The organism is Kordiimonas lipolytica, assembly GCF_001550065.1.
This window is the reverse complement of sequence record NZ_LRUB01000017.1, coordinates 440,971-463,785: the sequence shown is the minus strand read 5'-3', so window position 1 is coordinate 463,785 and position 22,815 is coordinate 440,971. Positions and strand designations below refer to the sequence as shown.

Here is a 22,815-nt window from a genome sequence, read left to right as displayed (position 1 = left end):
GCTTCCGCTTGTGCTTCAGCTTCCTCTTCGGCCTCTTCCTCGGCTTCATCTTCAGCCTGGTCTTCCGCTTCATCCTCTTCAGGGCCGAAGTAAGCGAACAAGGCACTTTCCACATATGCGGAAGTACGCCCAGAAGGGCGCGCGTCAGGTATCTGGGAGACATCGGGGAAGGCAAAAGCCACCTGTGACACAACAAGCGCGCTAAAGCCGCACAGCAATGTCAGGTGCCTATAATTCATTATCCCGTTCTCCAGGTGTTTGGGGGCCGAATTTACAGCGCAAACGCGCTGTATCAGGTGACGTTTAACGCCATTCTATTAAGAAAACGCGTAAGCACACAATTTTATTCCCTACTGAGTAGATAAACCCCGATTAACACTCACACGCGCAGGAAACCGCTTTCTGTGCCATAATAAATTGAAAAAAATTAAAAAAGTGGGAATAAACTCCGCTTGCTTACCGTTACCAAGGTGATGAACGCAGTTATGAAACATGACCCTGCCAACGAATGGCGTGAAGAATTGGTGGCTCTGCTGCCAAGGCTGAGGCGTTATGCGGTCTCACTGACAGGGACACTTCATGACGGTGAAGACCTGCTGCATTCAACGATCGAAAGAGCCCTCACCAAGTTCGATCAGTTCACACAGGGAACCGATCTGGATAGATGGCTTTTTCGCATAGCAAAGAACCTTTGGCTGGATGAAATCAGATCCCGGAAGGTCCGCGGCGAAACCGACAAACCGGAAAACCCGAAGGATGAGCCCTGGATCGATGGAGAAAATCAAGCCACAGCAGCGGTCGGGCTTTCCGAACTGGGAACCCTTCTGTCGCAGATGCAGGAGGACCACCGGGAAATCCTGCTGCTGGTTGTTGTTGAAGGATATTCATACAGGGAAGCGGCGGATCAATTGTCGCTACCTGTCGGTACGGTAATGAGCAGGCTAGCCAGGGCCCGGTCCAAACTCACGGAGCTGTCCGCAAAAGCGCGTCAGCAAAACGAGAACGTGGTGCCGTTCGGTAGAGGACGGGAGAGATAACATGAAGATTGAAGATACAGACCTGATGGCCTACATGGACGGCGAACTTTCGCCGACCAAGTCCAGGGCAATCGAAGACGAGCTGGCGCGTTCCCCTGCCCTGCGGGACCAGCTTGACAAAATGCGAGCAGCCGATGCCCTTCTCGCTGACAGCCTGGCAGGCACCCCGAAGCGGGCAGCCCGCCCGGACACGATGGCGCTTGTTGATGATCTGGCACGCAAGCTGGCACATCAGAAAACCGAAAGACCTGACAATCTGGTTACGCTGAAACAACCGGAGCAGGCCTCAAGGTCTTTCTGGAAGCGTCCGTTCGTGCCGCAGGCCATTGCGGCTTCGGTCGCCTTGTTCATCGGCTTTGGCGCCGGGAACCTCACGTCCACAGGCGGCATGCCACAAAGCAGTGGCATCACCGACTATGCCATGGGCCAGGTAAGCCCCCAGTCGCCGCTTTATCAAGCGCTTGAAAGCTCGGCCAGCCATCAGGCCGTCCGTTTCGGCTCTGAAGATCAGGCAGCAGCAATGCCCCTGACCACTTTCCGCACTGCGGATGGGACATTCTGCCGGGAGTTTTCAACCGCTGCGCCAAATAGCGCGCAACATGGCATCGCCTGCAGAAAGAACGGTGGCTGGCGCATCAAGGCCGTGGTCGCGACAGATGCAGTCGCCCCTGCAAACGATGGGATGTTCGTCACTGCATCTGATGCCACAACCGACCCCATCGGCAGCATGATCATGTCCATGATGGAAGGCGACGCCCTTAGCCAGAGCGACGAAGAAAAAGCCATCACTGGCAACTGGGATTGAGGCCTTCAGGGGCTTCAAAACCCTGAATTTTCTAAGCTTTTTCAGTTTTTCCAAAAAAATATTCATTTCAATGGAATAAACCCTCCTCCTATCCCGTTAACCAGATAACGCATTGATTTTTTCATCTGGAGAACGGACATGACAGATTTTATTGGAACAAGCGGCAACGATACGCTGACAGGCACCGCCAACAATGATGAGTTGGAAGGCCTGGCTGGTAACGACGTGCTGATGGGTGGCGCAGGAAACGATGAACTGGAAGACGGCTCCGGCAGCGACACCCTCACTGGCGGCAGCGGTGCCGACCGCTTCAAAATCCGGGGAGGCGGTAATGATGTCGTTACCGATTTCAACCCCGGCGAGGGCGATGTTGTCGACCTCCGCAAATATGAAACCATTAATTCCATTGATGATCTGCTGGCCATTTCCAGCGACTCTGGCGGCGGCGTGGTTATCGCCCTGCCAGGCGGCGACACGCTGACGCTCCAGGGTGCTTCCCTCTCTGATCTTGATGCTTCTTCCTTCCGCTTTGCCGCTGCTGACGTTGCTGATGAAGAAGATGATGACGCCGAAGATGCGGACGACTCTGAAGACGAAGAAGACGATGAGGACTCTGAAGACGAAATCGACGACGACGATGCTTCCGACGACGAGGAAGGCGATGAGGAAGACGAAGAAGACGATGAAGATGAAGAGGACGAGGACGAGGACGACGACGAAGATGACGACGACATCCTTGGCTCTGACGACGATGATGAACAGCGGGGCTTCGACGGCGACGACACGCTGGACGGCGGCCTTGGCGATGATGAAATCAAGGGCGGCGACGGCAATGACAAGTTGATCGGCGGCGAAGGCCATGACGAACTGAAGGGTGAAAACGGCAACGACACCATTTCAGGCGGTGCTGGCGAAGACGAAATCAAAGGCGGTAACGGCGCCGACGTCCTCGACGGCGGTGACAACGACGATGAGATCAAGGGCGGCGACGGCGCCGATATCCTGTCTGGCGGCAACGGCGATGATGAAATCGACGGTGGCGACGGCGATGATACGGTAACGGGCGGCGCAGGTGCCGACGAGTTTGAATTCGACTCGAACTCATCCGACGTGTTGACCGATTTCAACGGCGCCGAAGGCGACCGGATCGACCTTGATGACTGCGACGCCTTCGGCAGCTTCGAAGAAATGCTGGCTGCATCAAGCCAGGTCGGCTCAAGCGTGGTCATTCAGTTGGGCAACGGTGAAACGCTGACACTTCAGAACACCAACCTGGAAGACCTGTCCGCGGAATATTTCGAGTTTGACGACGACGATAATGAGCTGGACGACGACGACTTTGAGGGTGGCGACGAGGATGACGACCACGAGGGCGACGATTCCGCACAGCGCGTCAAGGGCGGTAACGGCAACGACAACCTCAAGGGCAACGGCGGCAATGACTTCATGACCGGCGGGTCAGGCAAGGACACAATCGACGGAGGCGACGACGACGATGAAATCTTCGCCGGCGCTGACGATGATGACGACGACAGCTTCGCAGGCGGCAGCGGCAACGATATTGTTGGCGGCGGCGCAGGCAACGACTTCCTTGTCGGCGATGACTTCAACAACGACGGTATCGGCGACGATGGCGATGACACAATCTACGGCGGCGACGGTGACGATGTGGTCATAGCCGGCAGCTGGCACGATGCTGATGGTGACGGTCTGTTCGACGACGGTGAGGCAAACACCAACGGCGGCGCCAGCAACAGTCTTTGGTCAGGCAGCGGCGACGACCAGGTTTACGGTGCCAACGGCGACGATGTGATCGGCGGCGGCGACGGCGACGACCGGATCGTCTCTGGCGGCGGCAACGATGTTGTCTATGCCGGCAAGGATGACGGTGAAGATGAAATCGAAGGCGGTGACGGCGACGATAATATCTTCGCGTCAAACGGTAATGACGACATCAGCGGCGACGACGGCAACGACACGCTCTTTGGCGGGGCCGGTGATGACACGGTTGACGGCGGTGACGGCATCGACCAACTGTTCGGCGGCGCTGGCAATGACCTGCTGATCGGCGGTGATGGTGCGGACACCTTCTTCTTCGGCAACAATCACGGCAATGATGTTGTGGACGATTTCGACACCGCGCTCGATACCCTTTACCTGGTCAATACCAATACGGACTTCACATCAGTTAATGATGTTCTGGCTGCCAGTCAGGAGACGACCGTGAATGGGGAAGCAGGTGTGTTGATCGATACTGGGGACGGCTCCTCTGTATTCCTGGTAGGGCTGGGTCTGTCTGATCTCCAGTCCGCCTCGATCGACCTCTAGCTACAGCGCGGTCACTAGGCTGAGGAGGGAGCTCCGGCTCTCTCCTCTTTTTTTGGGCAACAGGAAAGCCCCGGTTACTGGATTGGGCAGACAGCCAAAACAGGCACCGACGTCGCCAGAGCGACATCCAGCGCAACAAAAAAGGCCGCCCCGAAAGGGACGGCCTTTTTAAACCGGGTAGGGACAGAGCATTGCTGCTCCATCCCCCCCTAAGAACCGTGCGTACAAGTTTCCCTGTACACGGCTCAAGCCTCTCTAAGCCCTTATCGGAGTGAGGACCGGCTCATCCGATTGAGGATCGGAACGATGTATCTGCCGATGGCAGACCGGATGAAGAGCCACAAGATTGTCCATCTTGTCCGTCCCGCCATGCTGGCGTTCGATGACATGATGTACATGCACCTCTTCTTCAATCGTCAGAGGTAGTCCGCAATGCGCGCACTGACCCCTTTGACGCCTGATGAGCGTCGGCTCCAGTTTCCGGTGCTGGTATTTCTCCAGCAACTTCTCCTGTTGCCGCCGTTCGAAATAGGCATCCCATGCCGGATCGAATGGATTGGCATCCATCCTAACCTTGGCATGGCGACGGATTTTGGTGTCTTCAGCCAGAAGCTGAGAGACAACCTCGTCCGTACCCGTTTTCTCATTCCGGTCTTTCGCCGCGAAAATCCAGTTTCGCCGTCCCTTGGTCATGAAATAGCGCTTCATGATCCACTTGGCCGGTTTCTCTGGATGCCGCCGTTTGGCCCATCGCCATTGCAGTTTCCACAGGGCATGGTCCACATAGGTGAACGTCTGCCCGGCAGCGACCGATTTGTGATAGTTCGTCCAGCCACGAATGACCGGATTGATCTGCCATATCAGCCCCTGCTGCGTGGCGGCCGCGTTCTCTTTGAAGAGGGTCCGACATTTATCGAGGAATGCTTGCACATTCTTCTTCGACGGCTGGATCAGGCATTTGCCCTTGTACTTGCGCACGTTCCAGCCGAGGAAATCGAAACCGTCGTCAATATGCGTGATGCGGGTTTTCTCCTGAGATAGCACCAAGCCACGGTCGGCCAGATGTTTTTCCACAAGAGGTTTGACCTCATCTTCCAGAAGCTCTTTCGAGCTGCCGGTGATGATGAAGTCGTCCGCATACCGCACGAACGAGACCTTGTTGTGTTTGTGCCGGTTGGCCTTGATGGTGATCGACCCGAAGGTCTCCACCAGCTTAGCCTCCAAGCCATCGAGCGCGAGGTTCGCGAGCGTGGGGGAAATGATACCCCCTTGCGGCGTCCCTGCTTCGGTGGCCTTGAGCCGACCCATATCCACAACACCTGCTTTCAACCATTCCCGGATCAGGGTCTTGTCCATCGGAACATTCTCCATCAGCCAGTCATGATCTATGGCATCGAAACAGCCTTTGATGTCGGCTTCCAATATCCACTGGGCACTACCGTTCTTGTCGAGAAGATTCTTGACTTGTTCGATAGCGTCCTGTGTGGAGCGACCGACGCGGAACCCGTATGAGTTCCGGTCTGCCGTGGTTTCCGCCACCGGCTGCAAGGCCAGAAGGTGCAGCGCCTGCATGGCTCTGTCCCTCATGGTCGGAATGCCCAAAGGGCGCTTCTTTCCATTGGCCTTGGGGATGTGAACGCGCCTGAGCGGCATGGCTCTATAACCGTGCCGCCCGAGGTCATCCACCGCCCACCGTTTCAAAATAGGCCGCGACCACGTAACCCCGTCAACGCCGGGGGTCCGTTTTCCGCGGTTTTCCGTCACTCTCCTGACCGCCAGCGCGCGACCTGAAAAGCTCCGGGTCAGAAACCGTTGCAGGGTTTTCACCTTGCGCCAGTTCCTCTCTCGGGTTGCCTTGGCAATTCGGACCTGTAACCTTCTGACATTCTCTTCCACGCGGGACCAATCGATATCGGCCCAGTGGTCGGGAACGCCGGAGGCAACAGCATCCTCATTACAAAGATGACTAATCATGCTTACCTCCTTGATTTCGCAAAGCGCGCTTCTTACATTCAAAGATGCAAGAAGATCGAGCATTTGCTTGTCTTTGGAGGCGGTTACTGGGTTCCCCGAAGGGAGCCGGTAATCGCCTCCCTCCGTTTTAGAAGTGTTTCCTTGGTTCGTCTCACCATGAGACACCAGATGCAAGTCTGCTCCCCTTTCGGGTGGGATAACGTTTAAACCCCTATCCGCCCCATTACAGAACGGCCTTCGCTTTTTGCATCCTCTTCTGCCCGCACCTGCATCAGCATTCCTTACGGTTTGCCTGCCCCAGAACTTCCCTCTCTTGGAGAGGTGGCAAAGTTCCTGCCCGTTCGAATATCCGCCCTCCTTGGGAGAGCACAGGATTCGAACTTCGGGGCACAGATACGGGTTTACCCAGTTCCCCTTTGATAACACGGATGGGTTAGATACTGTCTGTTCGCCGGTGGCCTGAATGTCAGCGCCGCCCAACCGCCAAGTGGACGGACCGGCCACACACCTTTTGGTTAAGGCCCTATCTAGCAGCTTGAGCCTTTGGTCCTTCACGACGTTTATCGACAGTTCACTTGCGTTTATCATACCATCCAACCTAGCTCCTCATCCGCCTTGCTGCTGGCAGAATCCATGCCGAACCCTTGCGGGACGACATGCCTTTCGGGGATACATTGTCGGGACGCTTGGCACGCAGCCGTTACCAGCTACGCACTGTCCCCAGGTTACTGTTGGCTGAACAACAGGTTCGCTACCGGGCATGCCCGGTTGAGCAATTATCAAAGAAGCTTTCGTCATGCTCATTTCCTTGCTCTGGAAAACGCAGACGCGAAGAGGACATGTCAGATCTTTTGCTAGGCTTTGCCTGCTGAGGTTCTGACAAACGCTGAATCATGAAGGGAGGGTTGTCATCTTGTAGATGCGCGCCAGCCTTCGCAGATACCGTGTGGGTATCCGATCCAACTATCCTCTTCGCTCTGCGCGGGGAATTTATCCCCAAACAGCCAAGAGTTGGCGCCTACAAGAGACTTTCATTGAGCAGTTATTGCTCACTACTTGTCTAGAATAGACTAATCACTCATCACCGACCTTGGTAGTGCCCTAAGGGCCTCTACGGGTCTGTGTCCGACGTTCGCAAGAAAGGTTAAAGACTTGCTTATGTCAGCAACTGAGCAACCATTTGTTCTCACCGATCAACGGAGTGACCTCAAGAACCCCCGATTCCTTGCTATGGAATCAGATTTCGCGACTGAACTGGTCGCGCTGGAAATAAGTCGGCTGAAACCAATCAACCTCCCAATCGCTAAATAATTGTTATATTTCAATTACTTAGCAACAAGCACAACCTACTGGTCGCAATGGCGGAGAGGACGGGATTCGAACCCGCGAGGGGCGTTAGCCCCAACTCGCTTAGCAGGCGAGCGCCTTAAGCCACTCGGCCACCTCTCCGCCGCCGTGGATAGCCAAGTGCGCCCCCTGAGTCAACGACACAATCAAACCAGACATAAAAAAAATTCGACCCCCTTTCGAATCCCCCTATATTCGTAGCAACAACTTACGACTGAAACCGGAACAAAAGAAAGCATGGCGGAGCCCCGCCGCCGCGTTCCGGCAGCGCCTACCAACGGGATTTGAGGGACAAGATGAAAAAATCAATTTTCAAAACCGCAACCATTATTGGCCTGATGGCCTGCACAAGCCTGACGGCCACCGCCGACAATCACAGCCTCAAGGACACCATTGCCAAAGACTATGACTATCTTGAGGACCTGTTTGTTTATCTGCACAAGAACCCTGACCTTTCCTTCCGCGAAAGCGCGACCGCAGAACGGCTTTCGAAAGAGCTGAGCGCGCTCGGGTTCGATGTCACCACCGGCGTTGGCAAAACCGGCCTGGTGGCCATGATGAAGAACGGCGAAGGGCCAACACTTCTGATCCGCGCCGACATGGACGGCCTGCCGGTTGAGGAAAAATCGGGCCTGCCGTATGCATCCACCAAACGGCAGGTGAATATGGCCGGGGTTGAAATGCCTGTGATGCACGCCTGCGGTCACGACATGCATATGACCGGGCTTGTGGGCACAGCCCGCCAACTGGTGGCGATGAAAGACAAATGGCAGGGCACCGTTCTTCTGGTCGGGCAACCGGCAGAGGAGATCATCAGCGGCGCCAAGGCCATGATCGAAGACGGCCTTTATGAAAAATTCCCGCGGCCTGATTATGCCGTGGCGCTGCATGTGGCAGCACAAGCCCCAGCCGGCACGATCGTCTACCGGCCCGGCATTATGTACAGCTCATCGGATAGCGTGCATATCACGGTGCACGGCGTGGGCACACACGGCGCTTCCCCGCATCTGGGTAAGGACCCGATCGTGATCGGCGCCCAGATCGTGAATGCGCTGCAGACACTGGTGGCACGTGAAATTTCACCCCTCTCGCCGGGCGTTGTTACCGTAGGCACCTTCCACGCGGGCACCAAGAACAACATCATCTCCGACAAGGCAGAGCTGACGCTGACCGTGCGCTCGAACGACGAGGAAGTCCGGCACAAGCTTTTGCAGGGCATCAAGCGCATCGCGGAAAACACAGGCCGTGTGGCAGGCCTGCCGGAAGACAAGCTGCCAACAGTTGAACTTTCGATTGAAAGCACACCAACAACGGTGAACGACAAGGCGCTGACAGCCCGCCTAGATGATGTGCTGCGGGGCCATTTCCCCGAAGACCAGGTGGCCTATTACGAGCAGAAGAATATGGGCGCAGAAGACTTCGCCTATTTTAGCCAGGTAGACCCAGCCGTTCCGGGCTTCTATTTCATCGTGGGCGGCACACCGCAGGAAGCCTTTGACGCGGAAAAGAATGGCGGCCCAGCTGTTGCCGGGCACCATTCGCCGCTGTTCAAGATTGCGCCTGAACCATCTATCAAGGCAGGCGTGGAGGCTATGACAGTAATCGCACTGGATCTCCTTGGGAAATAACCCCTAGATGGTAACCTTGAACTCACCCAGCTTGCCGGCTTCTGCCGGCAGGCCGTAGCCCAGGTCGATCCATTCTCCCGGCTCTTGCCAGTCGGCTGTGATCGGGTCGCCCAGGAAATGGGGGGCTGGTGTTTCCAAAGCTCCGGGACGCGACACCGAAAGCGCCAAGATGCAATCCCCTGTACCGCCGTCTCCCGCCACCGGCAAAAGCGTGATTTCCAGCTTGAGCGTATACCCGCGCGAATAATCGCTATCCAGGTGCATGCAGCAACCAGCCGGTTGGCCACAAACCTTTCTCAACACATCCAGCACCTGGCCCCGTTGCGCTGGGGCAATGAAGGCCATGTAATCCAGGCCTGTGATTTCGGCCGCGATTCGCTCTGTGATGTTGGTGCCCGCCATCAAAACGACACATCGTTCCCCCTTCAGCCTGACCACGGCAAGGTTCGGCACAAGCGCCGGCAATTCATAAGGTTTGAACTCGTTCCTGTGTGGCACACGCGCACCATCCGCCTTCGGCCATAGCCGCCAGCGATTTTCAAGCTCCACGCTCTGTTGACTTCGGATCATTGCTGCTATTCTCTTCCCCCAGAGACAGCTGATAGTCTCACAACTTATGGTACAAGTCACGCTATAGGGAGCATTTTAATGATTCCGCCATTTCACCTTGCCGTCCCGGTTGACGACCTTGCCGCAGCCCGCGCTTTCTATGGCGATTTGATGGGCTGCCCGGAAGGCCGCTCCAGCGACAAATGGATCGATTTCAACTTCTTCGGCCACCAGTTCGTGGTTCATCTGGGCACGCCTCTTGGGCAGGCAGACACCAATGATGTGGACGGTAAGCAGGTGCCCAGCTTCCATTATGGCGCGGTGCTGGACTGGGATAACTGGCACGCTCTGGCGGCCAAGCTTGCTGCAGCGGAGATTGAGTTCGTAATCGAACCCGGCATCCGGTTCGAAGGCGAAGTAGGCGAGCAGGCCACCATGTTCTTCCTCGACCCCGCCGGAAACGCCATCGAGTTGAAGGCCTTCAAGGACCCATCCCAGCTTTTCGCGAAATAGCGCGCAATCAATGTACAAAACCCCGGGGGAGTTAAATGAAACTGTCAGAGAAATCCAATGTGCCACGCATTCTGCCGCCCCATCTGTTTCTGCTGACAGCTATACTGATGTTAGGCATCGGATACATGGAGACCGGCAGCATAGGCGTGCGCTTCTGGCCACTAACCCTGACAGCCTTTGGCATCTGGTTGGCCCTGCGGGAAAAGAACCGCTTTGTGGCTGCAGGCACCAGCTTCTATCCGGGGGAGGATGCCCACAAGCTGATCACAGAAGGCGCCTACCGCTTCAGCCGCAACCCTATGTATCTGGGTATGGTGCTTGCCCTTGTCGGCTTGTGGCCGCTGACGGGTGGCTATTGGCCTGTGGCGCCTTTTGTGCTCTTCATCAGCATCATCACCATCAGGTTCATCCTGCCCGAAGAGCGACGGCTCGAGGAATTATTTGGTGAAGACTATCGCACCTTTAAAAAGAAAGTGCGCCGCTGGCTTTAGTCCCTAACTCTGCGGCCTCCAGTCCAGCATGGCCTCAAGCATCGCCTGAATGGGCTGGGCCACATTTCTGGCGCGCTCCGGCAAATAGCTGTAAGGGAAGACCTCTTCCATATAGGTGATCTGCGACAGTTCAAGCTGGATGGCATGCACGCCGTGCGCTGGCTGGCCGTATTTGCGGGTGATGAAACCGCCCTTGAAACGGCCGTTCAATATGGCGCTATAGCCCTCAGCCTGCTGCGCCACCGCGAACACGGCCTCAGCCAGATCCGGGCTGCAGGACAGGCCGTCATTAGTGCCCAGGTTGAAGTCCGGCAGGCGGCCATCGAAGAAGCGCGGCACTTCCGAGCGGATCGAATGCGCATCCCACAAAAGCGCATAGCCGTGGATATGGCGCACCCGCTCAATTTCGGCAGCGAGCGCATTATGGTACGGCTTCCAATAGTGGTCCACACGGTCGCGCTGTTCCGCCTCATGCGGGGTTTCCCCAGGCAGATAGACAGGCTGCTCATCAAACGTGGTGGTGGGGCACAGTTCGGTGACATTCTGGCCCGGATACAGGCTTTTGCCCGATGGATCGCGGTTGAGGTCGATCACATAGCGCGAATAATGCGCATGCAGGACCGTGGCGTCCATGCCGGTCAGAAAGCCATAGAGCGCAGGCAGGTGCCAATCCGTATCCGCGATCTTGAGCGCGTCGGCTGTCATCCGGCTTGCGTACGGCCCGAGCTCCTCACCGCTGTGCGGCATGGAGATAATGAGGGGGCTATGCCCCCTCTTAAGGTCAAAGACTTGCGTCAAAGCGCTTGGCTCCCAAAGCTTGCGGACGGCAGGAGCGTCTCCACATAGCCATTCAGGCTACCGGAGGCCACCAATTCCCGCGCGGCCTCAATATCAGGGGCAAAGTAACGGTCTTCCTTGTAGAAATCTACCCGTTCACGAATGAGCCCATAGACCGCCTCAAGCGGCTCGCTGGACTTGAGTGGCCGGTGGAAGTCGATCCCCTGCGCCGCACCCAAAAGCTCCACAGCAATCACCGCACTGGCGTTGAAAGCGATGTCATGCAGGCGGCGAGCGGCGAAAGTTGCCATCGAGACATGGTCTTCCTGCCCCGCCGATGTGGGGATGCTGTCCACGCTTGCGGGGTGCGCCAGCGTCTTGTTCTCGCTCACCAGCGCAGCCGTTGTTACCTGCGCGATCATAAAGCCCGAATTCAGGCCGCCGTCTTCCACCAGGAACGCCGGCAGGCCGGACATTTTCGGGTCCACGAGAAGAGACGTGCGGCGTTCGGAAATGCTTGCTATCTCACATGCGGCAATCGCCAGCATGTCGGCCGCCATGGCCACCGGTTCAGCGTGGAAGTTGCCGCCAGAGAGGATATCCCCCTCGTCCGGGAAGATCAGCGGGTTGTCGGTCACGGCATTGGCTTCGGTCAACAGCGTGTCCGCCGCCTGGCGCATCACACCAAGGGCCGCGCCCATCACCTGTGGCTGACAGCGGAGGCTGTATGGATCCTGCACCTTCTCGCAGTCTTCATGGCTGGTGCGGATATCGCTGCCAGCCAACAGGCTGCGGTACATGGCCGCCGTGTCGATCTGGCCCTGCTGGCGCCTGACCGCATGGATGCGCGGATCGAACGGCACGTCAGAGCCCTTCATGGCATCCACGCTCATGGCGCCCGCGATCATAGCTGAAGCGAAGACATTCTCGATCTCAAACAGGCCCGAAAGTGCAAGTGCGGTCGACACCTGCGTGCCGTTCAAAAGCGCGAGGCCTTCTTTGGCACCAAGCTTCAGCGGCTTGAGGCCGATCATCTCCAGGCCTTTTTTCGCGTCCATCACCTTGCCTTCATGGCGCACGTCACCGTACCCCAGAAGTACCGCAGACATGTGTGCCAAGGGCGCCAGGTCACCCGATGCGCCCACAGACCCCTTCGCTGGGATCACAGGGTACACACCGTGGCTGAGAAGCTTCAAGAGCGCATCGATCACCTCACCGCGGATACCGGAATGGCCCTGCGCAAGAGAGGTGGACTTCAGCGCGAGTACAAGCCGCACGACACCGTCCTTCAAGGGCTCACCCGTGCCAGTCGCGTGGGAAAGTACCAGGTTTTCCTGCAGCTTCTCAACGTCCGATGCCTTGATGCGCGTGTTGGCCATCAGACCAAAACCGGTGTTGATGCCGTAGGCGGTGTCGCCCCGGTCGATCAGGTCGGTCACCGTTTGCCGGGCGGCATCAATGCGCGCCTGGTCGGACTTATCGAGCGTCAGCTCTGTTGGCTTCTCATAGATATGCCGTAGGTCCTGCAGGCTGAAATGGCCTGCCTTGCGGATCATTTTATGCACTGTCATGTTCGTGTCCCCACTCTCTACTTGTCGAGCATCGGAAGGTTCAGGCCCTTCTCGCGTGCACAATTTTTGGCAATGTCATAGCCCGCATCCGCGTGGCGCATCACGCCCGTCGCCGGGTCATTCCACAGTACACGGCCAACGCGCTTGGCGGCAGCCTCCGTGCCGTCACATAGGATCACGACACCCGAATGCTGGCTGAAGCCCATGCCCACGCCGCCGCCGTGGTGGAGGCTGACCCACGTAGCGCCCGACGCCGTATTCAGAAGCGCGTTCAGAAGCGGCCAATCGCTTACCGCGTCAGAGCCGTCCATCATGGCTTCAGTTTCGCGGTTAGGGCTCGCCACAGAACCACTATCCAGATGGTCGCGGCCGATCACCACAGGAGCCTTCAGCTCACCATTCTTGACCATCTCGTTGAACGCGAGGGCCAGACGATGGCGGTCACCGAGGCCGACCCAGCAAATGCGTGCTGGCAGCCCCTGGAACTGGATGCGCTCACGCGCCATATCCAACCAGTTATGCAGGTGCGGGTTATCCGGGATCAGTTCCTTCACCTTCTGGTCGGTCTTGTAGATATCTTCCGGGTCACCCGAAAGCGCGGCCCAGCGAAACGGGCCAATGCCCTGACAGAAAAGCGGACGGATATAAGCCGGCACGAAGCCCGGGAAATCGAATGCGTTTTTCACGCCTTCGTCGAACGCCACCTGGCGGATGTTGTTGCCGTAATCCACGGTGGGCACGCCCATCGCGTGATACTCAAGCATCGCCTTCACATGGATCGCCATCGACGGCTTCGACGCAGCGGCCACAGCCGCAGGGTCGGTCTCACGCTTGGTGAACCATTCCTCAACCGTCCAGCCAATCGGCAGGTAGCCGTTCACGGGGTCGTGCGCCGATGTCTGGTCCGTCAGCGCATCCGGGCGAATGCCCTTTTTCACCATCTCTGGCAGGATTTCAGCGGCGTTCCCAAGCACACCAACAGAGATGGCTTTGCCTTCCGCGTGGGATTTTTCAATGATCGCCAGCGCTTCCTCGACCGTGTCGGCGCGGGTGTCCAGATAGCCAGTCTTCAGGCGGTAGTCGATACGGCTTTCCTGGCATTCGATAGCCATGCAGCTTGCGCCCGCCATGGTGGCTGCAAGCGGCTGCGCGCCGCCCATGCCGCCAAGGCCCGCCGTAAGTATCCATTTGCCCTTCAGGCTGCCGCCAAAGTGCTGGCGGCCCATCTCAACGAACGTCTCGTAGGTGCCCTGAACGATGCCCTGGCTGCCGATGTAGATCCACGATCCCGCCGTCATCTGGCCGTACATCATCAGGCCTTTTTTATCGAGCTCGTTAAAGTGCTCCCACGTCGCCCAGTGTGGCACCAGGTTGGAGTTGGCGATCAAGACGCGCGGTGCATCTGTGTGGGTTTTGAACACGCCCACCGGCTTGCCCGATTGCACCAGAAGCGTTTCATCTTCTTCCATGCCGCGCAGGGTGGCGATGATGGCCTCATAGCATTCCCAGTTACGCGCAGCCTTGCCGATGCCGCCATAAACCACAAGTTCTTCTGGGTTTTCGGCCACCATTGGGTCCAGGTTGTTCATCAGCATGCGCATGGGCGCTTCAGTAGCCCAGCTTTTACATGTCAGCTCCGCGCCGTGCGGCGCATGGATATCAGGGCGGTTTTTCATATTCTTGTCCCTTCTTTTGAACGGATATTCTTCGTTGTTATTGGGTTGCCGGCGCACCCACGGGGGAGAATCGCGCCGTCAGTTCATAGCGGTCACCGGGGTAAAGTAGCCGCGCATAGCTCGCGACCCGCTCCCCGGTCCATGTTCGGCGGCTGATTTCAAGGCAGGGAATGCCTGCCTCAATCTCAAGCAGCCTTTGTTCTTTGTTTGTGGGTGCAACCGCCCGCACCACATGCTCTGCCCGCAGAAGCGGTGCCACCGCGAGCAGATAATCCGTTGGCGTAGAAGCCGTAAAATCCTGTGCCAGAAGCTCGGGCGCGATCTCGGGGTTTACCCAGCGCTCTTCAAGCTCAATCGGCATGTCGTCGCCCTTGTGGACAATCAGCAGGTAGAAAACCTTGTCGCCCGCGGCTCGGCCCATCTCGACGGCCACATCCTTTGTCAGCGCGATTTCTTCCTGGAACAGAACAGTGGCTGACCATTCCTCACCGCGGGCTTCCAGTTCGCCGCGGATCGATAGGATATCGGCGGCATGGCCGCGCATGCGGCGGTCAGCGACAAAGCTGCCCATGCCCGCGCGGCGAACGATATGGCCCTCTTCCGTCAGTTCCCGAAGCGCGCGATTGACCGTCATGCGCGATACGCTCAGTTCGCGCACCAGCTCATTTTCACTCGGCAGCTTGTCGCCCGCATCATAATCACCTGCCTCGATGGCATCCATGATATGGCGCTTGACCTGCTCGTAACGAGGGACCGGGATCATGCGCCTTCCTCTTCCATCAGGCGGGCGATGCGGCCCACGGTCTCATTGTAGCGGCCAAAGATCTCGTCTTCTTGCGGGTGCTTGCCATCCTGGATAATCCAGTCGCCCGCCACCATCACATCCGTGATGGGGTTCGACTGGCCGCTGAACACTAAAGCATCCACAATCTGGCTGTAGGCCGCGCCCGCGAACATGGGGGCGGACCGATCAAGGACGATCAGGTCTGCGCGCTTGCCCACAGCAATCTCGCCAATCGGCTGCGCCAACGCCTGCGCGCCGCCCTTTGCCGCCTGCCGCCACAAATGCTCGCCCGTATGGCCGCCCTCCGCGCCCGTCAGGACCGTGCGGGCCTGCCGCGCCAGCCGCTGGCCGTATTCCAACAGGCGAAGTTCTTCACGGGCATCAATGCTGATGTGGCTGTCGGACCCGACGCCGAAGCGACCGCCCGCTTTGATGAATTCATGCGCCGGGAAAATGCCGTCACCCAGATTGGCTTCCGTTGTGGGGCACAGGCCCACAACACAGCCACGTTCGGCCATGCCGCGCCACTCGGCTTCCACCACGTGGGTTGCGTGCACCAGACACCAGCGCTCGTCCACATTCTGGGTGTCCAGCAGCCACTCAACCGGGCGCTTGTCCGCCCAGTCCATGCAGGCATTCACTTCGCGGGTCTGTTCGGCGATATGGATGTGGATAGGCGCTTTCATATCCAGCGTCTCGATTGCGTCAATCGCGGGCGCGAAGCTTTCCTCTGGCACGGCACGCAGGCTATGGAACGTCAGCCCCAGCCTGTGGCGGCCATCAAAGCGCGGCTTCAGGACCTTCAGGAGCCGCGTGAAATCATCAGTGGTGTGGATAAAGGGTGCCTGCCCGGAAAGCGGCGGCTCGCCCCCGAAGTCGGACGCCTGATAAAGAACCGGCAGGTGTGTGAGCGCAATACCGCTTTTGTCCGCCGCCTTCAGGACCGCTTCGGACATCACAAGCGACTGGTCCTCGTGCGCGTTATGCAAATAGTGGAACTCGCCCACCGCGGAATAGCCGGCCTTCAGCATCTCCACATACAAGGCGCTTGCGATCACTTCGACCGCCTCGGGCGTCATGTGGCGGGCGAAATGATACATGGCGGTGCGCCAGCTCCAGAAGTCAGACGCGCCGGCTTCACGGAATTCGGCAAGGCCAGCGAACGCGCGCTGGAAGGCGTGGCTATGGAGGTTGGGCATGGCCGGCAGCACAGGGCCGTGTACAGGCGTGCCCGCAGGGGCCTTCACCCCGCTTTCAAGCGCGGTGATCATGCCGTCCGGCGCCACGGTCAGGCAGATATCAAAAAGCCAATCCTTGCCCACCAGACCTTCGGAAAAATAATGTTTTTGCATCGCCCTCTCCAACTTGTATATACAAGTTCATACAAGTGATACTTTCTGTCAATCGAATCTTGTGATACTCGAAAAGGCTGGGGGAGGAAGGTTAAGGGAAAGCCTATGTTTGACACGCTGTTGCGCAACATCAACGTCGCCACCATGACAGAGGGCGGCGCGCCCTACGGTGCCATCATGGATGGTGCGATTGGTGTCAAGGATGGCCGACTCGCCTTCGTTGGCCCGGTGACTGACCTGCCCGCTGGCGCGTCTGCTGTTGAGGAAATCAGCGGTAACGGCATATGGGCATTCCCTGGGTTTGTTGATTGCCACACCCACATTGTCTATGGCGGTAACCGCGCCCGCGAATTCGAAGAACGCCTGAACGGTGTGTCCTATGAAGAGATCGCGCGCCGGGGTGGCGGCATCCTCTCGACTGTAAAGGGCACTCGTGCTGCAAGCGCGGAAGAGCTGACAGCCTCTGCGGTGAAGCGCCTGAAACGGCTGGCCGCAGACGGCGTGACCACGGTTGAAATCAAATCCGGCTACGGCCTGACGCTTGAAGACGAGGTCAAGATGCTGCGGGCCGCCAGGGCTGCCGCGAAAGAGGTCGGCCTGCGCCTGCGCACCACCTTCCTGGGCGCCCATGCCCTGCCCCCGGAATATAGGAATGATAAAGACGGCTATATCGCCCATGTGTGCGATGTGATGATCCCCGCGATCGCAAAAGAAGGGCTGGCCGACGCGGTCGACGCCTTCTGCGAAGGCATCGCTTTCAGCCCGGAGCAAACGGCGCGCGTGTTCGACGCCGCGAAAAAGCATGGCATCAGGGTGAAGCTGCACGCGGATCAGCTATCAGACCTTTCAGGCGGCGCAATGGCTGCCCGTTATCAGGCCTTATCAGCCGACCATCTGGAATATGCAAGTGCGACAAGCGTACGCGCCATGGCGGACAGTGGCACCGTTGCCGTATTGCTGCCAGGCGCCTTCTATGTGCTGCAGGAAAGCAAGCGCCCGCCGGTAGAGATGATGCGAAAGGCCGGCGTGAAGATGGCCCTGGCAACAGATGCCAACCCCGGCAGTTCACCTGTGCTGTCGCTGCAGCTGATGCTGCACATGGGATGTACACTTTTTGGCATGACACCAGAAGAAGCTCTGCGTGGCATCACTTTGAATGGCGCACGGGCCTTGGGTCTGGAAGCTGAACTTGGCAGCCTTGAAGTGGGCAAACAGGCTGACATCCTGCTGTTTGACATTTCCGAGCCCGCAGAACTGGCCTATTATGTCGGCGGCGTGCCGCCCGAAAAGATTATCCGGGCATCTTAGGCCGCCCACCTAATGTAGGGTAGCCCCGACACCGGTTGCAGTGGCATTTGTGAGCTGGAACAGTCGCCTGCTTCCAGCCTCATAGAACCAGATTTTCTGGTGCGGCTCGGCCAGATGCGCCTTCAGGCCTATCACCGGGTCTTCGCGCCCACCGAATACTATTTCCCGCCCAGGAAGCGCATCTAGCGGAGCGGTACACGACAAATGGTTCGGGAATTTTTTGTAGGTGGTCATCCTACTATTGCGTGAAACAAGTGGCTGATCGGATACTTTGAAAAATCGTTCGTTTCGGGTGCGTTGCTCCACCAGCCATACATCTGCGTCATAACGTGGCCAAACATATGGCAAAGCGGTTTCCTTTCCTTCTTTCTGACGATCCATCAATAAACGCAGCAGCCCAAAATCTACATAATAATTAGGGCGCCCTCTTTTCCCTTCTTGTACTGCAGCCAGCCCTTTGAACAAGGCGGGATTGCGCTCTGGAGTCAACCAGACATCGCCCGTAATACGCGAGAGCGCCTCAGAGAACGGCTCATTCCGACGCCAGATATAATCTTCATATACGACAAGCGGCAGCGAGAAGAATCCTAACTCCATCGCCTTGCATGCGTCTGCCGAATTGCGAAGAGCCAGATAAGGCTTTAGTGCTGGACGCAAGGCTGGCGTTACAACCACCGGCACCTGAGGTCGCTTAAAAGCTTGGACAGATTTTTCTTGTGGTGCCTCGCCAGTTTCCAAAAATCTGTCCGCAATTTTCTTGAAATCGGCCCCTTCGGGATCGCCATCAATATCCCACTCGAAAGAAACATCAACACCCAACAAATGTCCGGGCGGCACACCATCCACCCTGTGCGGGGTCAATATCTCCACTTCTCTGGGTGCATACATATTATCCACCCAACGTACATTCGCTAGAATCCGGCCAATGCTCCGCTTGGCTCCTTTTGGAGTATGATGAAAGGCTGATCGAACCGACTTTACTTCCCAGTTACAGACGTTATGGGGGAAATCGATGATTAAACCGGACCCATCTGCAAACTCATGCTCAATGGGAGGGGCGTCAAATGTATCTCTGCCGCTTTGCACCCAACCATTCCGCAACAGCTTCTTTTCCATCTGGCACGAAGCAGGCTGGCTCAGCGTGACCGACCCTCCAGCCACGTAGACAGTCAACCGGATCATCATCGGTACCTTGCGCTCAAAGATGGCCTCATCTGCAGCGCATGCAGAGAAACCTGCGAATATCAGGCTCAAGCCCAACCACAGTGATCGCATCATATCCCCCATCAGTCTGACTTCAGCCACATGTAGCAGATCGGCGCAGACAGGACAAACCTGCATGCCTTGAATATCAGCGAGCCCGCCGAACTGGCCTATTATGTTGGCGGCGTGCCCCCTCACAGGATCATCACCGCAAGCTAAAGCGCTGCGTCTGTAAAGAGGGGCGTTGTCGGCACAACCGGGTCTATGGTTTCAAACCCTTGCAGCCAAGCCCTGAGGCCGCCCCTGTCCAGCACTCGCACGCCGCCATATTCGGTGGCGACAAAACCCAAGGCTTTATAGTCCGCCAGCACCTGCGCGACAGCCACACGGCTAACGCCCATCAGGTCCGCAAGGGCGCTTTGAGTTGCGGCGATAAAAGCATCCCCCGAGCCCTTCACCATCGACAAGAGCGCCTTCCCCAGCCGGTATTTGAGCGGATAGCGCCTCAGGTCATCGACCCATTCCAGCATGTGATGCAGCCGGACCGTCAGAAGCGAGATGATGGGTGCTGCAAGCGTTGGTTCATCCAAAAGAAGCTGGTCGAACTGGGCCTTGGACAAATGGCTGATGACCGTCTCGCCTTCGGCGTAGCCGTCATGGGTGCGCGGCAAGCCGCCAAACACGGTGAATTCACCATAGCACTGCCCGGCTTCCAGAACGGCTGTCGTGATAAAACGCCCTTCCCTGTCGCTTTTGCCGAAAACAACCGATCCCGACTTTATCACCGAAAAGCCGGCTGTCCGGTCCCCCCTGCTCTGGATATGCTGCTTGTGGTGATAGCGCTTTACGGCGCCAATGGCATCGAAGCGCGCCCGCATCTCAGGCGGCAGCACCTCCATCAGGCCGGGAATGCCGAAATTGAAAATGAAGCTCATGCACAGAATGTAAACTAGTTAACATTCCTGGCCAAGAATAAAGGTTATTGTGCACATCAGGGGAAGGCCACTGGCCGCATTGGAAGGGACGTGACACATGCCATACGGGCTTATTCTTTTTGCAATTTTTTTCGCTTTCGCAGCGGCTGAAGCGTTACGCTCCACGTTCTTTTCTCACGCCAATGAAAAGCCCGAAGACAAGTGGGTGGAAATCATTGGCAGCATATTCCTCTTGGCCGCCACACAGCCAGCTGTGCTGATGGCCTCCACATATGTGAGCGGCTGGATCGCGCCAGACGCCGCCGGCGCGCTGGCAGACGCGCCCATATACGCAGGCGTCGCCCTGTTTCTGGTGTTTGACGATTTGATGCAATATTGGTGGCACCGTGCCTCGCACACCTTCCCGTGGCTATATGGCCTGCACCGGTCGCACCATAACGCGGAATATATGAGCATCCGTATCGTGTACCGGAACAATATCCTCTATTACGCCTTCATGCCGTCGCTGTGGTTCGCGGGCGCGCTGATCTACCTTGGCCTTGGCCATATCTATGCCGTCTATATCATCTTCAAGCTGCTGGTGATCTATGGTGCCCATTCGAATGTCTGCTGGGACAAGAAGCTCTATGCCATCAAATGGCTGTCGCCCCTGATGTGGGTGGTGGAACGCACCATCAGCACGCCATCGACCCACTTTTCCCACCACGGCAAATACTCCGCCGACCCGGCGACCAACTACAAGGGCAATTTCGGCAACCTGCTGTTCTTCTGGGACGTGTTGTTCGGCACCGCCAAAATCACCCGCAGCTACCCCAGGGAATATGGCGTTGAAAACCTTACGCCGATGAGCGCCGGTGCCCAGCTTCTGTGGCCCCTGGTGCGGGATGAGACCACGCCGTTTGAGGAAACAGCGCCCACAGCGCCAACGCCCGCGGAATAGAAGGCGCGCGACAATTTCGCCATAGCGCTTTTTTGCGAGCTCTATTATAAGCCCTTCTATGGCTTATGATTCACTCAGAGATTTTATCGACAGGCTGGAAGCCGAAGGCCGTCTGGTACGCGTGAAGGAACCCGTTTCCACCGAACTGGAGATGACGGAAATCCAAACCCGCGTGCTCCACGCTGGCGGGCCGGCGCTGCTGTTTGAAAATGTGCTGAACGAACGCGGTGAAAAATCCGACATGCCGGTGCTGGTGAACCTTTTCGGCACCGTTGAGCGCGTGGCCTGGGGCATGAACCGCGAGCCGGATGAGCTCCGCGAAGTGGGTGAAACGCTGGCCTTCCTCAGGCAGCCGGAACCGCCGCGCGGTATCAAGGACGCCATTGACCTGCTGCCGCTGGCGAAGCAGGTGCTTTCGATGAAGCCGAAGCGCGTCAAGAAAGCGCCCGTGCAGGAAGTGGTGCTGACCGGCGACGATATCGACCTCGACAAGCTGCCGATCCAGACCTGCTGGCCGGGCGAGCCCGCACCGCTGATCACTTGGCCGCTGGTGGTGACCAAAGGCCCGTCTGACAAAGCCCAAGACAATTATAACCTTGGCATCTACCGGATGCAGAAGCTGGGCAAGAACCAGACCCTGATGCGCTGGCTGAAGCACCGGGGCGGTGCCCAGCAGTATCAGCGCTGGAAAGATGAAAAGCGCGAGCCCGTGCCTGCCGCTGTTGTCATCGGCGCGGACCCAGGCACCATATTGGCGGCTGTCACGCCGGTGCCGGACACGCTTTCGGAATATCAGTTCGCAGGGCTTCTGAGGGGCAAGAAGGTGCCGCTGGTGGACTGCAAGACCGTGCCGCTGCAAGTGCCTGCGACGGCGGAGATCGTGCTTGAGGGCTTTGTAAGCCTGGATGACTACCGCGATGAGGGCCCGTATGGCGACCACACGGGCTACTATAACAGCGTTGAGAAATTCCCGGTCTTCACCATCACCGCCATCACCATGCGGAAAGACCCGATTTACCTGAGCACTTACACAGGTCGGCCGCCGGATGAGCCTGCGATTCTGGGCGAGGCGCTGAATGAAGTGTTCATCCCGCTTCTGCAGCAGCAGTTCCCGGAGATAACAGATTTCTGGCTGCCGCCGGAGGGCTGCAGCTACAGGATCGCGGTCGTCAGCATCAAGAAGGCCTATGCCGGCCACGCCAAGCGCGTGATGCAGGGGGTCTGGTCCTTCCTACGCCAGTTCGTCTACACCAAGTTCGTGATTGTGGTGGATGATGATATCGACGCGCGCGACTGGAAAGACGTGATGTGGGCGATTTCAACCCGGATGGACCCGGTGCGCGATATCGTGACGGTGGAGAACACACCGATCGACTATCTTGATTTCGCCAGCCCTGAAAGCGGCCTTGGCGGCAAGCTGGGCATGGACGCCACCAACAAGGTGGGCAATGAAACCCACCGCGAATGGGGCACCGAGATTTACATGGAAGATAAGGTGGTCGACAAGGTCGACGCCATCTGGAACAGCCTTGGCATCCCAGGCGAAAACCCGAAAATCTGGAAGAAGTAGCCTTTGCCCCTCAATTCAGCAGATTCG

At 57.6% G+C, this 22,815-nt stretch carries 19 protein-coding genes and 1 tRNA gene; 9 read left to right on the top strand and 11 right to left on the bottom strand.

Features of this window, described 5'->3' with window-relative positions; translation table 11 throughout:
• Positions 1-239 (bottom strand): hypothetical protein (locus KORM41_RS10240; protein ID WP_197421040.1); only part of this gene is annotated, 239 nt, incomplete at its 3' end.
• 234 nt (positions 240-473) lie between these two features.
• On the opposite strand from KORM41_RS10240, the gene KORM41_RS10235 reads away from it, so the two are divergent.
• From KORM41_RS10235 to KORM41_RS22220, 3 genes are all read left to right on the top strand, one after another.
• Positions 474-1,037: an RNA polymerase sigma factor gene (locus tag KORM41_RS10235; RefSeq protein WP_231727206.1), complete on the top strand. Its 564-nt coding sequence runs from the start codon at positions 474-476 to the stop codon at positions 1,035-1,037.
• Position 1,038: 1 nt separating this feature from the next.
• On the top strand, positions 1,039-1,842 hold the full coding sequence (locus KORM41_RS10230) for an anti-sigma factor family protein (RefSeq protein ID WP_068147010.1): 804 nt from the start codon (positions 1,039-1,041) through the stop codon (positions 1,840-1,842).
• 138 nt (positions 1,843-1,980) lie between these two features.
• Positions 1,981-4,170, top strand: a complete 2,190-nt coding sequence (locus KORM41_RS22220; protein WP_068147202.1) for a calcium-binding protein — start codon at positions 1,981-1,983, stop codon at positions 4,168-4,170.
• A 255-nt stretch (positions 4,171-4,425) separates the two neighbouring features.
• Here KORM41_RS22220 and ltrA read toward each other — a convergent pair whose 3' ends face one another.
• Complete coding sequence (gene ltrA, locus KORM41_RS10220) at positions 4,426-6,144, bottom strand: group II intron reverse transcriptase/maturase (RefSeq protein ID WP_068144101.1); 1,719 nt, start codon at positions 6,142-6,144, stop codon at positions 4,426-4,428.
• A gap of 1,359 nt (positions 6,145-7,503) precedes the next feature.
• A tRNA-Ser gene (locus KORM41_RS10215) sits at positions 7,504-7,593 on the bottom strand.
• Between the two features lie 194 nt (positions 7,594-7,787).
• On the opposite strand from KORM41_RS10215, the gene KORM41_RS10210 reads away from it, so the two are divergent.
• Positions 7,788-9,119 (top strand): amidohydrolase, encoded by a 1,332-nt coding sequence (locus KORM41_RS10210; RefSeq protein ID WP_068144037.1) that lies wholly within the window; start codon positions 7,788-7,790, stop codon positions 9,117-9,119.
• A 3-nt stretch (positions 9,120-9,122) separates the two neighbouring features.
• Here KORM41_RS10210 and KORM41_RS10205 read toward each other — a convergent pair whose 3' ends face one another.
• Positions 9,123-9,689, bottom strand: a complete 567-nt coding sequence (locus tag KORM41_RS10205; RefSeq protein WP_068144036.1) for a PAS domain-containing protein — start codon at positions 9,687-9,689, stop codon at positions 9,123-9,125.
• A 72-nt stretch (positions 9,690-9,761) separates the two neighbouring features.
• On the opposite strand from KORM41_RS10205, the gene KORM41_RS10200 reads away from it, so the two are divergent.
• Together KORM41_RS10200 and KORM41_RS10195 are read left to right on the top strand one after the other, a co-directional pair.
• Complete coding sequence (locus tag KORM41_RS10200) at positions 9,762-10,181, top strand: VOC family protein (protein ID WP_380084400.1); 420 nt, start codon at positions 9,762-9,764, stop codon at positions 10,179-10,181.
• A gap of 35 nt (positions 10,182-10,216) precedes the next feature.
• Entirely contained in the window at positions 10,217-10,672 is a 456-nt protein-coding gene (locus KORM41_RS10195; RefSeq protein WP_068144033.1) for a methyltransferase family protein, read from the top strand.
• 3 nt (positions 10,673-10,675) lie between these two features.
• Here the strand turns inward: KORM41_RS10195 and hutG are convergent, their stop codons facing one another.
• The 5 genes from hutG to KORM41_RS10170 are packed head-to-tail and all read right to left on the bottom strand — an operon-like array spanning position 10,676 to position 16,832.
• Positions 10,676-11,470, bottom strand: coding sequence for an N-formylglutamate deformylase (gene hutG, locus KORM41_RS10190; protein ID WP_068144032.1), 795 nt, complete (start codon positions 11,468-11,470; stop codon positions 10,676-10,678).
• The gene (gene hutH, locus KORM41_RS10185) at positions 11,467-13,020 is read right to left on the bottom strand and encodes a histidine ammonia-lyase (protein WP_197420928.1); all 1,554 of its coding nucleotides are present in this window, start codon (positions 13,018-13,020) and stop codon (positions 11,467-11,469) included. Before hutH ends, hutG begins: the two co-directional genes overlap by 4 nt.
• 17 nt (positions 13,021-13,037) lie before the next feature.
• Positions 13,038-14,696 carry a urocanate hydratase gene (gene hutU, locus KORM41_RS10180; protein WP_068144030.1) on the bottom strand — a complete coding sequence of 553 codons (1,659 nt, stop codon included), beginning with the start codon at positions 14,694-14,696 and terminating at the stop codon, positions 13,038-13,040.
• A gap of 37 nt (positions 14,697-14,733) precedes the next feature.
• Positions 14,734-15,459, bottom strand: a complete 726-nt coding sequence (hutC, locus tag KORM41_RS10175; RefSeq protein WP_068144028.1) for a histidine utilization repressor — start codon at positions 15,457-15,459, stop codon at positions 14,734-14,736.
• Complete coding sequence (locus tag KORM41_RS10170; RefSeq protein WP_068144026.1) at positions 15,456-16,832, bottom strand: formimidoylglutamate deiminase; 1,377 nt, start codon at positions 16,830-16,832, stop codon at positions 15,456-15,458. The genes hutC and KORM41_RS10170 overlap by 4 nt, the downstream gene beginning before the upstream one ends.
• Positions 16,833-16,937: 105 nt before the next feature.
• Between KORM41_RS10170 and hutI the strand changes: the two genes are divergently transcribed.
• Positions 16,938-18,140: an imidazolonepropionase gene (gene hutI, locus KORM41_RS10165; protein WP_068144024.1), complete on the top strand. Its 1,203-nt coding sequence runs from the start codon at positions 16,938-16,940 to the stop codon at positions 18,138-18,140.
• Positions 18,141-18,149: 9 nt separating this feature from the next.
• On the opposite strand, the gene KORM41_RS10160 is transcribed toward hutI, so the two are convergent.
• The gene (locus tag KORM41_RS10160) at positions 18,150-19,541 is read right to left on the bottom strand and encodes a hypothetical protein (protein ID WP_068144023.1); all 1,392 of its coding nucleotides are present in this window, start codon (positions 19,539-19,541) and stop codon (positions 18,150-18,152) included.
• Positions 19,542-19,558: 17 nt separating this feature from the next.
• Complete coding sequence (locus tag KORM41_RS10155) at positions 19,559-20,278, bottom strand: Crp/Fnr family transcriptional regulator (RefSeq protein ID WP_068144021.1); 720 nt, start codon at positions 20,276-20,278, stop codon at positions 19,559-19,561.
• Positions 20,279-20,375: 97 nt separating this feature from the next.
• Between KORM41_RS10155 and KORM41_RS10150 the strand changes: the two genes are divergently transcribed.
• Together KORM41_RS10150 and KORM41_RS10145 are read left to right on the top strand one after the other, a co-directional pair.
• Positions 20,376-21,218, top strand: coding sequence for a sterol desaturase family protein (locus KORM41_RS10150; RefSeq protein WP_068144019.1), 843 nt, complete (start codon positions 20,376-20,378; stop codon positions 21,216-21,218).
• Positions 21,219-21,276: 58 nt separating this feature from the next.
• A complete protein-coding gene (locus KORM41_RS10145; protein WP_068144017.1) occupies positions 21,277-22,788 on the top strand; it encodes a UbiD family decarboxylase in 1,512 nt (503 codons plus the stop codon).
• The last annotated feature ends 27 nt before the right edge of the window (positions 22,789-22,815 follow it).